14 protein-coding genes and 1 tRNA gene are annotated in these 15,118 nt (G+C 39.2%); 7 read left to right on the forward strand and 8 right to left on the reverse strand.

Annotated elements, in window-relative coordinates:
- Positions 1-54 precede the first annotated feature (54 nt).
- The 5 genes from VK664_RS28930 to VK664_RS28950 all read right to left on the reverse strand — a co-directional run bounded on the left by VK664_RS28930 (position 55) and on the right by VK664_RS28950 (position 6,064).
- A complete protein-coding gene (locus VK664_RS28930; RefSeq protein ID WP_461402224.1) occupies positions 55-2,394 on the reverse strand; it encodes a GumC family protein in 2,340 nt (779 codons plus the stop codon).
- A 29-nt stretch (positions 2,395-2,423) separates the two neighbouring features.
- Positions 2,424-3,212 carry a polysaccharide biosynthesis/export family protein gene (locus tag VK664_RS28935; protein WP_461402225.1) on the reverse strand — a complete coding sequence of 263 codons (789 nt, stop codon included), beginning with the start codon at positions 3,210-3,212 and terminating at the stop codon, positions 2,424-2,426.
- A gap of 399 nt (positions 3,213-3,611) precedes the next feature.
- Positions 3,612-4,814, reverse strand: coding sequence for a hypothetical protein (locus tag VK664_RS28940; RefSeq protein WP_461402226.1), 1,203 nt, complete (start codon positions 4,812-4,814; stop codon positions 3,612-3,614).
- Between the two features lie 543 nt (positions 4,815-5,357).
- Entirely contained in the window at positions 5,358-5,534 is a 177-nt protein-coding gene (locus VK664_RS28945) for a hypothetical protein (protein WP_461402227.1), read from the reverse strand.
- A 371-nt stretch (positions 5,535-5,905) separates the two neighbouring features.
- Positions 5,906-6,064, reverse strand: a complete 159-nt coding sequence (locus VK664_RS28950) for a hypothetical protein (protein ID WP_461402228.1) — start codon at positions 6,062-6,064, stop codon at positions 5,906-5,908.
- Between the two features lie 52 nt (positions 6,065-6,116).
- Here VK664_RS28950 and VK664_RS28955 point away from each other — a divergent pair, with 52 nt between their 5' ends.
- The 4 genes from VK664_RS28955 to VK664_RS28970 all read left to right on the forward strand — a co-directional run bounded on the left by VK664_RS28955 (position 6,117) and on the right by VK664_RS28970 (position 8,890).
- Positions 6,117-6,680 carry a Crp/Fnr family transcriptional regulator gene (locus tag VK664_RS28955; RefSeq protein ID WP_461402229.1) on the forward strand — a complete coding sequence of 188 codons (564 nt, stop codon included), beginning with the start codon at positions 6,117-6,119 and terminating at the stop codon, positions 6,678-6,680.
- Between the two features lie 74 nt (positions 6,681-6,754).
- Positions 6,755-7,081 (forward strand): DMT family transporter, encoded by a 327-nt coding sequence (locus tag VK664_RS28960; RefSeq protein WP_461402230.1) that lies wholly within the window; start codon positions 6,755-6,757, stop codon positions 7,079-7,081.
- A 403-nt stretch (positions 7,082-7,484) separates the two neighbouring features.
- Positions 7,485-8,039, forward strand: coding sequence for a 2'-5' RNA ligase family protein (locus VK664_RS28965; RefSeq protein ID WP_461402231.1), 555 nt, complete (start codon positions 7,485-7,487; stop codon positions 8,037-8,039).
- 777 nt (positions 8,040-8,816) lie between these two features.
- Positions 8,817-8,890: transfer RNA gene (locus VK664_RS28970), tRNA-Asp, on the forward strand.
- A 233-nt stretch (positions 8,891-9,123) separates the two neighbouring features.
- On the opposite strand, the gene VK664_RS28975 is transcribed toward VK664_RS28970, so the two are convergent.
- Positions 9,124-9,939: a phage integrase SAM-like domain-containing protein gene (locus tag VK664_RS28975; protein ID WP_461402232.1), complete on the reverse strand. Its 816-nt coding sequence runs from the start codon at positions 9,937-9,939 to the stop codon at positions 9,124-9,126.
- Positions 9,940-10,064: 125 nt separating this feature from the next.
- Between VK664_RS28975 and VK664_RS28980 the strand changes: the two genes are divergently transcribed.
- The 3 genes from VK664_RS28980 to VK664_RS28990 are packed head-to-tail and all read left to right on the forward strand — an operon-like array spanning position 10,065 to position 11,834.
- Positions 10,065-10,751 carry a DUF6088 family protein gene (locus VK664_RS28980; protein ID WP_461402233.1) on the forward strand — a complete coding sequence of 229 codons (687 nt, stop codon included), beginning with the start codon at positions 10,065-10,067 and terminating at the stop codon, positions 10,749-10,751.
- A 38-nt stretch (positions 10,752-10,789) separates the two neighbouring features.
- Positions 10,790-11,701, forward strand: a complete 912-nt coding sequence (locus tag VK664_RS28985; RefSeq protein WP_461402234.1) for a nucleotidyl transferase AbiEii/AbiGii toxin family protein — start codon at positions 10,790-10,792, stop codon at positions 11,699-11,701.
- Positions 11,679-11,834: a hypothetical protein gene (locus tag VK664_RS28990; protein ID WP_461402235.1), complete on the forward strand. Its 156-nt coding sequence runs from the start codon at positions 11,679-11,681 to the stop codon at positions 11,832-11,834. Before VK664_RS28985 ends, VK664_RS28990 begins: the two co-directional genes overlap by 23 nt.
- Positions 11,835-12,467: 633 nt before the next feature.
- Here the strand turns inward: VK664_RS28990 and VK664_RS28995 are convergent.
- A complete protein-coding gene (locus VK664_RS28995) occupies positions 12,468-13,931 on the reverse strand; it encodes an SUMF1/EgtB/PvdO family nonheme iron enzyme (RefSeq protein WP_461402236.1) in 1,464 nt (487 codons plus the stop codon).
- A 48-nt stretch (positions 13,932-13,979) separates the two neighbouring features.
- Positions 13,980-15,107 carry a M56 family metallopeptidase gene (locus VK664_RS29000; RefSeq protein ID WP_461402237.1) on the reverse strand — a complete coding sequence of 376 codons (1,128 nt, stop codon included), beginning with the start codon at positions 15,105-15,107 and terminating at the stop codon, positions 13,980-13,982.
- Between the last annotated feature and the right edge of the window lie 11 nt (positions 15,108-15,118).

Here is a 15,118-nt window from a genome sequence, read left to right on the forward strand (position 1 = left end):
TAAGAGAGATTGAAGAATTAAAAATTAATTTCAAGTAAGATGTATGGGAACTTGTCAATCCCTGGCCGAGATGCTTCTGCCGTAAACCTTATTTCCATAAACCTTTTTCACACCATACCCGTAGCTGTAACCATATCCTTTTCTGATAAAACCCCTGGGTTTTATATCGTTAAAAACTATTGCGATGTTCTTTAAAGCATTTACTTTCCTGCTTTCCTGCACCAACTCGACCATAGCCTTGGGCGTATAGTCATGCCGGACGATAAATAATGTCGAGTCACAATGTTCTGTAAGAAGATAAGCATCAGCCAGCGGATCGATCGGAGATGCATCGACAATTATGAAATCAAATGTTTTATTAAGATTTTCAAACAACCTTTCGATGTTTCCATTCAAGAATAATTCTGTTGGATTTACTTCCCCAACTCCGGCGGGAATAATAAACAGGTTGGGATAATCTGTTTCATAAACAATCTCATCAAAAGAGACTTCTTTGTTCTGCAGAAAATTTGCTACGCCTCTTTCTTTTTCCAGCCCATAGGTAGCGGATACCTGCGGGCTGCGCAAATCCATGTCGACCAGTGCCACCTTCCCTCCTGAAAAAGCCACGCTCAGCGCCAGGTTAATGCTGACGAAAGTTTTGCCCTCAGAAGGAATGCCGGAAGTGACCAATATTTTTTTACTCTGTGAAAAACGATTGTTCAGCGTCAGGGCAACCCTTAACTGACAAAATTGTTCGTTAAGATTTGATCGACTGGTATTACTGATAAAATGCGACGTTTTCCTATTTACCCTCATAATTTCAGCAATAACCGGTATATCAGTAATTGCCTCAATGTCTGAACGAAACAAAATTTTATTTGTCAGTATTTCCTTGATGTTTACAATGATAACCCCAATCAATAATGCAACCGCAGTGGCAACACCTATTACGAATTTTTTGTTTGGACTTACAGGGCCGGGGGAAGCATACGCCCGTTCAATTGTTCTGCTATCAGCAATCGAGGAAGCATATGTTAATGCTACTTCCTCTCTTTTTTGCAGCAGGAAAGAATACACATTATTTTTGATGGTTTGCTGACGGCTAATATCCAACAGTCCCCTTTCATTTTTAGGAATGCTGCGGAGCATTGATGTATACACACCAGCGCTTTTGCTCAGCTGGCTTCTCCCCGCTACTATACTGGCCCGTTGATTCTGAATATTCTCCAATATATGCGGTCGCAAATTCTGGATTTCATTTTCTAAAGAAATCATTGTCGGATGACCAGCCGGGACTGTCTTCTTTAATCGCTCATATTGCACCTGCGAATCAAATAATTTTTGCAATAACTGAGAAAGCAAAACATCTTTAACACCCGTAATTGCAGGAACAATCCCGATCTGGGTATTTTTTGAACGCACATATTTTTCTGCCTCATCAAGCATAGATAGTTGCATATCCATATCCATTAACTTTTCATCATTTTCCCCAACACTTTGAAGATAAAGCTTGCCCTGCTCACTTAAATTGACCACGGCTTTTTCGGTTCTGAATCTTTGTAATTGGTCTTCAACGGAATCAAGTTCACGCACCACATGCGTCATACGATTTTCTACAAATGCAAGCGTATTAGCGGCAATCTGGTTTTTGTCATTAATGGCTTCCTGGTTATAAATATCGATTAACAAATTAAGTATGTCTTTTCCCCTTTCCGGCACAGCATCTCTGTATGTTAAGTAAAGTACTGAAGACATCTTACCTGCCGGAGCAACATTTAGCTTCGAAGAAACATTGTTGAGTACGTTATTGACTGGGACAAGGGAGAAAAACAAAGGATACTTTGCATGCGCAACAAAATCAGGATTCTCCACAAACCGGACGATACCAAATGGTGCAGGTATCCATTTATTCAATGCATAATTTTTATCTCCGATGATCACCTCCTGTATTTTTCCATCGTAACTAAAGTCAACCCGGGGAATTTTTTGTATATTTTCAGTTTCCAGGATCTCAATGATAACAGGTGAAGATTTATAGGCTGACCTTTCTATAATAGTACCATCTTCAAAAACAGGAGCATAAAGGCAAAGGCTATCTATCACCTTTCTCAATAAATCCTTTGACCTGACTACTTCTATTTCATTTTCAACGATCTTGGTCAATCCATATCCGTTGATAGCATCTGATATTCTTTCGGCGTCTGCTCCTTTCTTTTCATCTTTTATTAAGATGCTGGCAGATACTTCATATATCGGCTTCGTTACGTACAAATATCCATAGGCAGCAATCCAACATATAAGAACTAGCAATACAAAAAGCGGCCAGTAAGGCAAATACTGGTTTAATAAAAGCTTAATGGAATTATTTTCTTTTTTCCCTGTCTTTGCCGATATGTATTTATTTTCCTGCATAAAATTCACTTATTCGCTTATTCACAAATTTATTTATCCGCTATTATCCCTATTACAATTGCGACAAAAGACATTGCACTTAGCACTACTGGCCACCATTGTCTCGATGTGCTTGTGCCGGCAGCCTTAGCCTTGTTAGGTGCTACATAAATAATATCATTTGACTTCAGAAAGTAGTAGGGAGAAGTAAAAAGATCATCATCAGTCAGGTCAAGTCGTTTAGTAGTACGCGTTCCTGATTCACTGTCACGAATAACCAAAATGTTGGTTCGGTTAGCATATGACGTGAGATCCCCGGCGACGCCTAGCGCCTCGAGAAGGGTGATTTTTTCCCCGGGTACATTTATAACGGCAGGTCTTGCTACTTCGCCAAGTACAGTGATCTTATAATTTAAGTAACGGATATTTACAATCGGTTCGTACAAAAGATTTTTCTTAATAAGACCTGCAGTGATTGTGTCTGTCAGTGTTTTTTTTGTCATGCCCGCCACTTTTATACTGCCGAGCATCGGGAATTGTATGTATCCTTCCTGGTTGACTAAAAACCCGGATGCCTGAGATACTGTTCCCGAGTTTACGGCGCCCTGTGATGAAGAAATAGTATATAGATTAAAGGGCTGCGTTGCGTCCGTATTAAGACTGCTAACTGATATACTTAAAATATCATTCTTCTGAATTACTGGCTCAAGGCTTTCAATGGAATACTGAATGGTAGTATCCTTTATTGAATTAAAACTCGTAACATCTTTTGTGTTAAAACAGGAAGGTAAAACTACCGAAGAAATAATCAGCAAATAAAGGAGGTGCCTGGTATTCATATCTTTGCAATTAGCTTAAGTAAAAAACTGCTAAATCATAACAATCTGAGCCATTTTTTATAAGTCTGCAAAGGGTATAATGATTCATCTGTCACTACCTGGCATTTCCATAACAATGTGTATTTCAATCGCGATATGCAAATAGATACACACAAGCTATGAGAGGAATAGCTTAGCCTGATTAGCATGGAAGACTTGAGTAATTCACAATATTATTTGTGTCAGCATCTCGTCTACCAACTTATCACCGAACAAAGTAAAATGGTGTATAAAATAAATTAGGGTTGTGCTTTAACAGGGCTTTGTTAAATTAGGGTTATGTTTTAGTTAAATTATTGTTATGTCCAAATTAAAAACACGCCGGCAAAGTTAATTGCCCATTTTTGCCCACAAGTCCCGTTATCCTTTTTCCATTGGCTTAGCTAATATTTCCGGGTAGGCGGTTACTAATTTTATAAATCCTGTTTGTTTAATTAAATAATCTAATTGTCCTTTCAGGAAGTCGTTTTTATGTAAAGATTGTTTTTGCAATAAGTATAAAAGCATGTTGAATTTTTTCGACAAAAAATAAAAGTTATTTACACTTATCATTTCAAACATTTCTTTAGCCTTTTCCGCCCTGCCAGTATTTTTTAATGCAATTGCATGAAAAAGATAAATTGACTCAAACAACTTTAAGTCAACATATGGCGGAACATAATTATTTCTTTTTTTAATCGCTTCGATAATATAAAACAAAGCCTCGTCGTATTGCTGTGTTAGAATGAGTGTTTCAGACAAAATAAATTCAAAATATGGAAATCCATACCTGATGTCTTTTGAATATTTTGTATCTAAATAATATTCCCTGGCCGCCGATAAAATTGGTTCGAAGTCATAGTCGTAAATTTCTGCCTGGTATAAATGAGATGCAAAGTATCTTCCACAAATAGAGGGATGAATTGTTTCATTGATACTGTATTGAATCAATTCCTGGCAATGATTATAAACTTCATCTTTTTGATTAGATAACCAGCTCCGGAAACAAAGCAGCGAGTGTCCAAATATTTGTGCCGGAGCATCTTTTCGTTCATGCAAATAATACCGCAATCCATCGCCATAATATCCGTTTAAATTATCAATGTTTACAGATTGTTCGTAATAGAAAAATTGACCGTTGGCTGTTTTCGCGATCTGACTTTGAAACTCATCAATGACATGGGGCCACTTTTCGAGGTTATTGATAATTTCATGAATTAGATTTATGTAAGTAGTGTCATCTATCCCCCTTGTATTAAAATCCCTAAACAACAAAATCAAAAAATTCAATAAGTCAGGATCAGAATTTACATGATTTTTATAAACCTGTTCTTTATGATTGACAAGATCATCAAGCGAAGAAAAACCGCAGTATTTTGAAAGCAGGTTAAGAGTGAATGAGGAAGGTTGATATTTGCTCTTCATCAGGTGAAAAAAACGTCGCAGGGTATTTAAGCTTAATTTCTGTTTTGTTTGTTTGTATATATCGTTACTTAAATATTGACAATCTGATGCAGTTAAAATCTTTCTTCCGAAAATTCTTTCAACCTCCTCTTTAATCAAGCGTAAACTCTGCTCACTCATACACATAGATTTGATAGATTAGAAAGTCGTGGTATCAAAATCCTGGGCAGGAATGTCAAATTTTAATGACTTTTATTTTCACAGTAACGTCTAAAAAAAGAAAAAGCTATATACCCTAAACGGCTATATATGATCTCGCAAATATTTAATGGTCTATTACAGGTAGCACAATTCGGATTCGTTATTAAGCAAACCTATTGCAACTCAAAACCACCTGTCAGGTTACAAGCAAGTTCTATGTAATGACGACTTTTATGTCTGTTGAAATTGATAATGTTATGCTGTTTCCAAGTGTCAGGTAATGAAACAACTTAACAAGGTAGTTACCATAATGATCAGGATCGATAAGGTACTTGACAAAAAACTTTTTGTGGGAGGGATGGGAAGATAGATGTGGTTCTTCCAGGAATTAATTGCAGTATTAAACTTATACGAAAGTAACACTAATATTCCACAGCAAATCCATTTAATTGATCGGCGGTTCAGGCACTTAAATTAACCTTCAATCCTGGATCCTGCCGAAGTCATATTGTACTCAAGCCCTTAATCACCCCCGATAATAAAAGAACTGTTCAGGCGGTTTTTCAGCATGGTGAAGTCAGTACCAAACCGGTCAGAGTTTTTCCCATCAGGAAATGGATTTGCAGGATTGTTTACATTGGCAAATAGCTGTAGTGTGGAATCCTTTGCACCCTTTTCGATAAGCCAACGGCTTTTCAATAAGATAACGCCGTTTCAATAAGGTAGGGGCTTTTTATCAGGACAGTGGCTTTGCAATCAGATAATGGCTTTTCAATATGATAAAGGTTTTCCAATAGACGGACATTTTTATCATGACGGGTTTTTCAATAAGACAGGAATGCTCTTTGGCCGACATTTCCACTTTACCACAGGTGGCTCTCCCACTACCTATTAAAATACTATGCCAACGATTCCATTGTGGAGTGGCCAGCTTGCTCCGGCAAACCAGGGCCACATATGCTGTGTGGTTTGCCCGAACCTAACAGGTTGGTCTTTATCCCCCCTTGAATTTCCATTCACTCATTCCAACCTCACGTACTCAAATACCTGCAATTTCAGAACTGTATTGTTTATTTCCAGGACATTTCATCATATGTCCGTTCCCGCATGTCTTCAAACCAAACCGGGGATAGTTTCTTAATAGGTTGATTTAACTGGTAGTGACAGTTATCTTTGAACTTCCAATGATTACCGACCAGCCATTTTACCGGGCAACCGCTGGTTTTCATTTCAACATGTGTAAATTCATGGTACCCACATATACTAATAGACCAGCCAAAAATGAAGATTAGCCAGATATTAGATAGCATATACCTTCTCCCTGAGAAGTCAAAATCGTTGTTGGAAGACACAATCAGCGAAGTCGATCATCCAAAAGGAAAAATTCTTTTAAAGGCAGATAAAATTGAAACGAATATCTTTTTCATAAAAAAAGGAATTGTGCGCGCATACTCACCCAAAGATGGAAGCGAGATAACTTTTTGGTTTGGAAAGGAAGGTGATACAGTACTCTCGATGAAAAGTTATGTTGCTTCTCAAAAAGGATATGAGAACATAGAGTTGCTTGAAGATTGCGGGCTTTTCAAATTGAAAAGTGAAAATCTTCAGAAGCTTTTTCTTGAAGACATACATATAGCTAATTGGGGACGTAAACTTGCCGAGAAAGAATTATTGAAAACCGAAGAGAGACTTATTTCAAGTCAATTTCGATCTGCTTCTGAAAGATATAGAGACTTGATGCGGGATCATTCTGACTTGCTTCAGCGGGTTCAACTGGGGTACATTGCATCGTATCTCGGCATCACCCAGGTTACCTTAAGCCGGATCCGTGCTGAAATCAAATAAAGAATATATTTTTTATCATTTGTAAAATTTAAAGACCGGACTGTTTATCATCTTTGCAAACAAAATCATAGATAATGAACTGGCTCATCTTAATTGTCGCGGGATTATTCGAAGTCGCTTTCGCGTCCTGCCTTGGCAAGGCAAAAGAAGCAGAGGGAAGTGCTGTATACTGGTGGTATGGTGGATTTTTACTCGCATTAATAATCAGCATGCTGTTGCTAATGAAAGCTACACAAACCCTTCCAATTGGCACGGCATACGCTGTCTGGACCGGGATTGGTGCAGCGGGAACCGCTATAGTGGGAATTTTCTTCTTTAAGGACCCGGCTAATTTTTGGAGAATATTTTTTCTGATGACGCTGATTGGTTCAATCGTGGGACTGAAAGCATCTTCACATTAAAGGCTGGAATAAATTTTGTGTCCGTTGTCTTGCCACAAATTTCGCCTCGCTTTTCTTGCTCACGCGAGCGATTATGCGACAACATCTAAACCTTATGGCTTGCCTACAATTTCTCTCTTAAAACTTAAAGTATAAAGGTTCCAACATGGGACCGGTAGATGCCAGTTGTATCGCCAATTGATGTATTCATCGGCGAAAAAGTTCCTCTAAAGTTGTGACTTCCCCGCGAGGTATTCACCCGAAAATTCCCATCCCCTGTTCACTAATAACATGAGAATTATCGCGATGATCAGAATATTTTTGTTTCTAAATACTAAAATATTTAGTATTTTAGGGGCGGATTAAAAATTATCGTTTCCGTTATTTGTTAGTTTTCTGTTACAGCTAAAAAAATCAGAACATCATGGAAAGAGAAAATCTGTATTTTATGGCCCTGATCCCAAACGAACAAATTTGTAATGAGATTGATGCTTTCAAGCGGGATCTTGCGCGCCGTTTTGAATCAACACAAGCACTAAAGGTCGTGCCTCATATCACTTTAAAAATGCCCTTCAAATTACCGTCTTCCAGGCATTTCGATCTATTACAATGGCTCCGGTGTTTATCGCTGGATATAACTCAGTTTAACATTGAATTGAAAAATTTTGGCGCCTTTCCCAATAGGGACCATCCGGTCATTTATGTGAATCCAATTACGACTATTCCGTTATTATCATTGCAACACGACCTTATCAGACGATTCTGGATTTCCTTTCCAAAATCCGTTTCTTTGAACCGCGAACTAAAATTTACACCTCATATAACAGTTGCATATAGAGATCTCAGACCCGAAAAGTTCGTGGAGGCCTGGAAAATATACGACACAGAGAAATATGCGGCTATTTTTGATGTAAATAATTTCCATCTCTTACAACACAACACAAAAAAGTGGAATATTTGCGATACTTATAACTTTTGAAAAGGCACGGTAAATAAAGGACTTACAAGAAATTGCAAAAAATATTTGATGACCTTCCCGCGGCTCATTCCGCGAATTCCTCGTAGCAATCTTGCTTCCCCGTAATCATGAATATTATATTCGGATGCTGCTGAATGATCAGGTTCCATCATTATGAAAATCAGGGATAATATATTTTTGATGAATAATATTTCTATTCAACACGAGATTTAAAATTTGTCTTTTCTACATTACAAGTAAATTAGCGCTGTCAATATATGGCTGATCGAGCCCGATATAGGCGACTTTCAGCTTATTGAATTCCATCGGCATTTTTTGTTGTCTCCAACTTTAATCGATCACATTCAGATAGGAAACTGTTTAATGGATTATCGGAATCAACTCACAATATTTTTAGAGTTTCCGCTCAAATTAATCATCTGTTCATGGAGTAATGTTCATGGAGTAAAATTTTAAACGTTTTTCTTCCCTTAGTGCAAGTGGTTTCGTTTCAAGTTACTCCATATAAACATCTCCCATGTAATTTTCAGAGATGTATATTGAGACTTGTCTTTATTATGTCTGATCAACCTTGAGGCAGGTCTTATGTAAATCCTTTATAGTAGCATTTATCTTTCTGACTCTAAATTATATAAAAACAGAATGACATAAAATGAGAACTCTGAAACGGTAGAATAATTTTTTCTGCAAGAAATCCAAAAAACTGTTGTTTCGAAAAGTTTTTCTCTTATCTTTGCCCTCCCAAAATAACTACTTCAGGTAGAAAATAAGGGAGTTGGATCGGTAGTTCAGTTGGTTAGAATGCCGCCCTGTCACGGCGGAGGTCGCGGGTTCGAGTCCCGTCCGGTCCGCAGATAATTTAGGTAGAACCCGCTCTGGTAGCGGGTTTTTCATTTTATGGTCTATCAGCAGGTCTATAATTTGATAGACTAAAACCGACGTGATACAAACCTGGCTGATTATCCCATAATTCCTTAATCATTGAAGCTTTCTTTATTTGGTCGGCCTTTATGTACTTTCTGAAAGACTTTTCTGATTTATGGCCGCTGATAGACATAATGAGATCTGATGGCGTCCCAGCCAGTTATTCATTAGTACAGAAGGAACGCCTTGCAGTGTGCGAAGATATCCAGGCATATTTGGGTCGTATTTCTTCCCGAATTTTATTTCCTCGTCTGTGTGATATGCTGACCGGCTCTTTTAAGCCTGCTGACCGGACGACTTCTTTAATGTAATAGTTGAAATTGACCATGCTGACCATTGGCATTTTCAACTCATACTTTTCTATTAAAATCCTTTTTGCATCGGCTCTTAATGGGACTACCACGGTAGTGCCGGTTTTTTGTTGCTTTACATGTAGCATTCCATCCTTTAAATGATGAGCAGATAGCGTTGAATAATCGCTGAATCGAAACCCCGTTAGACATCCAACGATAAATAGGTCCCGGTATTTTATCAGTCCGGGTTTAGAAGACATGTCCAGGTGATAAATTCTCGATAACTCATTCCAATTAAGGAAAACACCATCAACATCTTTTTCCAAGATTTTAAATGCAGTGAGATCAACATGTGGAATTACCTTTTTCTGAATTCGATCTTTGATAAATGTTTTCAGTTGCTTTACTGTCTTTCCTACCGTATTTATCTTAAGGCCTTTTAGAACGGTGTTCCTTCTCATTAGTGGGATATCAAAAGTGAGATATCTGACGAATTGCTCGTAGAAGACTGCATCAAAACTGTCGAACGCTACTTTGTATCCAATATGTTCCTGGAAGGAAAAGAGATGTTTCTTCATTGTTTTAATAACAGTAAGTGTAGAGGGTGACACCATTGCTCTTTTATCTCTGAGATAGCATTCGATTTGATTAAACACGCATAGGCTGTTATTTTCGTCTTCCATTTGATTAAGATCCCAATTTCTTGGTAGGCTAAATTCCTTTTCAGGAATTGGATTGGACAGGTGTTATGCGCAAAATAGGTGACATTTTATAAGAAATTCATACCTTTGAAAAGGAGGAATTACTGATGCAAACAACTAAAAAAATTGAAAAAGAAATAAACCGCTTTAGGGAAGGCGAGGTCTTTACTTATGATCAGCTAAAACTGGTTCCAGCTGAATATCGTGCAGCAGTAAAGGCGTTAGGCAGAATGACCCAAGCGGGGCTTATCAAAAGAGCTTCAACCGGGCGGTATTATAAGCCAAACAGATCAGTATTCGGAGAACTCAAACCTGGCGAGGACCAACTCTTGAAACCTTACCTGTTTCAAAAAGGTAAGAGAATAGCTTATGTTACCGGCACATCATTGTATAATAAAATGGGGTTGACAACACAAGTTCCCAAAAACATAAAAGTTGCCAGCCGGGATAAAAGAATAATTACTAAAGTCGGCAGCGTAGCAGTAAAAGCAGTTAAAAGTTACGCGGACGTCACCGATGACAATTATTACATACTGGAAATTCTGGACGCCATAAAAGATTTTAAAGACATCCCGGACCTTAACAGGGAAGCGGCACTAAAACGACTGCAACAAAAGATCAATGAACTCAACCAAGATGATAAACGGAAACTGATCAGTACCAGTCTGAAATATCCGCCGCGGGTACGGGCCCTTACCGGAGCATTATTAACCAGTCTCGGTATTGATTCCAGGATGGTTGAACCACTTGCAAAAAGTCTGAACCCTCTGTCCTCCTATAACTTTGGAATTTAACAGCAAGAGTTACCAGCCATTAAACAGTGGAACATCGTATGAGACTACATGAAGACAAAGAATTATTCTGGGAAGCCGTTCAGGCCGCGTCACATCAACTGAACATCCCGGAGATCTATATTGAAAAGGATTATTGGGTAACTGTTGCATTGTTCAGAATTTTCTCATCTGCGGCTGGAAAGTTTGCCATCTTCAAAGGAGGAACAGCATTATCGAAATGCTACAAACTAATAGAACGTTTCTCGGAAGATATTGATATAGTAGTGGTAAAGGAAGAAGGCGAAGCCGGAAACAAGCTGAAGAACAAATTGAAAGCCATTACAGAAGCAGTGGCTGAAATAATGCCCGAAGTTCAGTTAGACGGAATAACCAATAAACTGGGGATGATCCGCAAAACTGCACACCAGTATGAAAGGATGGATCTGAAAGGAACATATGGACAGATAAGAGAGAACATTATCATAGAAGCAACCTGGCTTGGCACATTTGAACCCCATATAAACAGTACTGTTACCAGTTACATCACTGAAATGATGGCGGCTACAGGCGAGGAGGACATCATAAAGGACTATAACATGCAGCCCTTTGGAGTTCTCGTACTCAGCAAGGAACGTACCTTTTGTGAGAAGATCATGAGTCTGGTTCGCTTTTCTCTTACAGCCGATCCCTACACCGATCTCGCAAATAAGATCCGTCATATCTATGACCTTCATATGATGTTGAAAAATACAGAAGTCAAAACCTTTTTTGATAGTCCCGACTTTGAAACAATGCTTAACAAGGTTGGAGCAGACGATGTGCTGAGTTTTAGGAACAACAAAGATTGGCTGACAACACATCCTGCGGAAGCTCTAGTTTTCAAAGTTCCGGAAGAAACATGGGAGAAGATTCGACAGCCATATCAAACAACATTCAAAGATCTCGTCATTGGAACCTTACCTGAACGATAAGATCGACCAGGTGTCTATGGATGATATCAAAGAAGATATCGTACGTTTCATACCTGATGACAAACCTATTGAAATATGGTCGCGTGATTATTTCAAGGAGTTGGCTAAGCGTATTCGATTCCTTGACAAGTAAAAAAAATCTCAAATATAATTCAACACAATGTCTGTTTTGATCTGATTATCCCAGCCCTTAGGCTTGCTATACCTGATTACATCGTGTTCCCGTGATTATGGGACAGGTAGTTACATCACTACCTTCTCTCGGTGCATTTAGGCTTTGTCAAATAAATTTATATTTGTTGAAGTCTTTTTGGATTATGTACGACTCACTAATTAAATATTTAAACAGCTAGGTGAAGAACACATTTTTCTGTACGGTCCAAATTTCATTTTGCTGTAAAGACCAAAATTTAGTTACGAGCTGGTTTTTATACTTTAAAAAGTTCCCGCATGTACCTTATGTATTTCAGATCATCCATGCTGGTTCTGGCTTTGATCCGCTCCTTTAAATCATTGCCAACAACATATCTGAACTGGTCACGACCGTCGGTAACAGCTTCGTACACTACTTCAGCAACGTCTCAGCTTAGGTCGTGATGCTCGAAGCCATCGACTCGAACTTCTTGCCAAATGCAGCACTGTAGTCGTCATAATCCGTGAGCCCTGACTTATGAGCATCGCGTTGATCAGTCATCCCAAACATCACACTATCCGGAATAGAAAAGTTATTACCACCGTCGCATTTTATACATGTGCACCGATAAAATCATTTCTTCATCGTCCGCGCAATCCGAAACCCAACACTATCACGCCGTTCATCAGGAATATAACCTTCATTTCGGGCGGCCGACCGAAGATAATCAGCACCGTAAGTATATGAACCGCCCTTGCGAGGTCGCTTATAATCTTTTGAAACAATAAGTGAACTATCTTTTGAATCAGTCCACACAGAATCTTTTGAAGCCGACAGATAGTATTGAACCCAGCTCTGTCCCCATTCCCACACGTTTCCATACACATCAAACAAGCCAAAATCATTTGGCTTAAGCTGTCCGCCGGGCCAGGGTTTTTCATTAAATGTGTTTCCGGTATACCAGGAATACTCGCGGAGCAATTCTTCCGATCCTCCAAAAAATCTGGAAGTACAGCTACCCGATCTGGATGCATATTCATATTCAGCTTCTGTGGGTAAACGATATCCGCTGCGCTCAAGATAGTTATCAGGAAGATGCATGCCTTCTTTTATTTCAGGTAATGTTGGATAACACCATTCTTCTTTCGGAATGCCTTCCTGTTCGCTCAGCCAGTTGCAATATTGTGCAGCTTCATACCATGTCATGAGTATTTGTGGGCAATCATCGTCAATGATCCTTGTTTTCATAATGGCTCCATTTCGAGAAGGATCTTTTGCGCCACCCGACTGAGCCAAAGTTTTGATCGCCGGATTTGCATCCAAAAATTCCTGGAACTGTCCAACGCTCACTTCTTTGGTAGCGATAGCAAAAGATCTTGGTATTAGCTGACGGTGTTGCAATTCAATTGGTGACTTGTCTCGCCCGGGTTCATTGCCCGGTGAACCCATTAGAAATTCTACTGGCCCTTCAATAATGGCCATGGGTTGTTGTTTACTTGTCAAAAACCATTTGCGATTTCCTGAAGGTTTCCCCGCAAGCTGGCTGTCAATATGCTTCAATGCTGCTGCCTGCTTCCAATCGAGAGCAAGTTTCCCCCAACCGCGGGTACTGTTTCGCAGCAGCCAATCTATGGCTGAATGAACTCCCGGATCGGGATCGTTTTGATAAGCGGGGAGCAGTTTGGTGAGTATTCTTTGCCTGAGTTGCGCGGAGACTTGTTTATCAGAAAACCCGCCGAGACTAAGGATCAGCGCCCGACGTATGGAAACGTCTTTTTCCTTTTCCAAACGGTCGACTATTATGGTTGGTTGCAAACCAGAACGCCCCACATCGCGGACAAAGTATGAACGCATAGATGGATCGGCACTACTCCGAAGATATGGCCATACAAGCTCTCCCTTGCCTGTCCGCAATAATTCGATTGCAGCCTCAGCCTTCGTTTTCGCATGTGCGTCAATGTTAGCTAAATCAGCTTGCATTAGTATGCCCTGTTTTAGGATACTTGCATAATCTTGCTGAGCGGTGGCAGATAATACGCAGCAAAGTACAGGCAATAGAATGCCCAAAGGAAATAGTTTCCCTGTTTTAAATATCATGGCAATTTGGTTTTTAGAATTTTTTTTCTACTTGAATTTACCGTTGGGCTATCCTTCTTCTTTGAAAGATCTTTTGATGGTACTTTCTTTAGATTTTTCTGAAGAAACCCTTGGTTTGGTGCTGTACCGTTCTGAATATTCTTTTTTGCCCGCGCCATCGCTGGAGTTACCGCTCTTTATTCCAATGATTTCTCCTGGCGAAAGAGCCCCATCGCTTTTGTCGTTCTTTCCTGGTGGTGATGAATTTTTTTCTGGAAATTTTAGATGCGTGAACTCAACTTTAGTGTCCTTTTTCGTAGTGCTCGGTTTTGGATGTGATGTAGAACTTGTTTTGGGTTTTTCAATTTCAGGTGCAGCAGGTTTTAATTGTGCAGTAAGTGGCTTTTCCGGAACATCACTGGGTTTCATAGAATACATCTGCGTCGCATTCATCATTTTTCGTGTAATTGTACACGATAATATGGTTGAAAGCAGGATAAGAATAGGAATGATCAAATACTTTCTTTCGAAAGAATAACCGGTTTTTTGGGAGGAACTAATCATCGTAAGTCGACGTTGTACGGAGGAATTGAAGAATGCTTGCGAAGGACTCAAATACTGTCCATTGTTCACCGAACGTAGCAGCATTTGCGCAAATGTTTCCGAATCGCCTTCATCAATGGAAGCTGCATCGGCAAGAAATTCATGCACCATCGATAACTCTCGCTGAATAAGCCAGTAAAACGGGTTCACCCAAAAAATGCAACAAACTAATTGTGTAAATAATTTGTCATGGCTATGGCGTTGACGTATATGCGCCAGTTCATGCATAAAGATCCGTTCACCTGCCGGTTCTTCAACAGAAATAGTTTTCTTCCAAAATAATTTATCAAAAAAAGAAAAAGGTGCTTGCTCAAGATCCGATTCAATAAAATAAAAGCCGTTCATGGGTTGAATAAAATGCCTTTTCACTAATATCATCATTCGGCATATTCTGACAATGAGACTTACTAACAATACAAATCCCAACCCTACAAAAGCAACCACCAACGCAGCCTCCCATGAAAACGAAACGACACTATCTACATAGGTTTGGGAGTATGGGCTTGCACCTGGGTCATGGGATGGAAGGATTTCTAAAGAATAGATTCTCCAATTGAGGAGAGGAATCGACAATGAGCCTGGTATCGAAAGCAATAAAAAAGCAC

Origin of the sequence: Flavitalea sp. (assembly GCF_035489435.1) — a bacterium.
In the GTDB taxonomy this organism is placed as follows: Bacteria; Bacteroidota; Bacteroidia; order Chitinophagales; family Chitinophagaceae; genus DATHKG01.

What these genes read in the sequence shown, in the direction of transcription:
- VK664_RS28930 (WP_461402224.1), bottom strand. Translation starts at nt 2,394, where the DNA reads ATGCAGGAAAATAAATACATATCGGCAAAGACAGGGAAAAAAGAAAAT.
- VK664_RS28935 (WP_461402225.1), bottom strand. Translation starts at nt 3,212, where the DNA reads ATGAATACCAGGCACCTCCTTTATTTGCTGATTATTTCTTCGGTAGTT.
- VK664_RS28940 (WP_461402226.1), bottom strand. Translation starts at nt 4,814, where the DNA reads ATGAGTGAGCAGAGTTTACGCTTGATTAAAGAGGAGGTTGAAAGAATT.
- VK664_RS28950 (WP_461402228.1), bottom strand. Translation starts at nt 6,064, where the DNA reads ATGAAAACCAGCGGTTGCCCGGTAAAATGGCTGGTCGGTAATCATTGG.
- VK664_RS28955 (WP_461402229.1), top strand. Translation starts at nt 6,117, where the DNA reads ATGAAGATTAGCCAGATATTAGATAGCATATACCTTCTCCCTGAGAAG.
- VK664_RS28960 (WP_461402230.1), top strand. Translation starts at nt 6,755, where the DNA reads ATGAACTGGCTCATCTTAATTGTCGCGGGATTATTCGAAGTCGCTTTC.
- VK664_RS28965 (WP_461402231.1), top strand. Translation starts at nt 7,485, where the DNA reads ATGGAAAGAGAAAATCTGTATTTTATGGCCCTGATCCCAAACGAACAA.
- VK664_RS28975 (WP_461402232.1), bottom strand. Translation starts at nt 9,939, where the DNA reads ATGGAAGACGAAAATAACAGCCTATGCGTGTTTAATCAAATCGAATGC.
- VK664_RS28980 (WP_461402233.1), top strand. Translation starts at nt 10,065, where the DNA reads ATGCAAACAACTAAAAAAATTGAAAAAGAAATAAACCGCTTTAGGGAA.
- VK664_RS28985 (WP_461402234.1), top strand. Translation starts at nt 10,790, where the DNA reads ATGAGACTACATGAAGACAAAGAATTATTCTGGGAAGCCGTTCAGGCC.
- VK664_RS28995 (WP_461402236.1), bottom strand. Translation starts at nt 13,931, where the DNA reads ATGATATTTAAAACAGGGAAACTATTTCCTTTGGGCATTCTATTGCCT.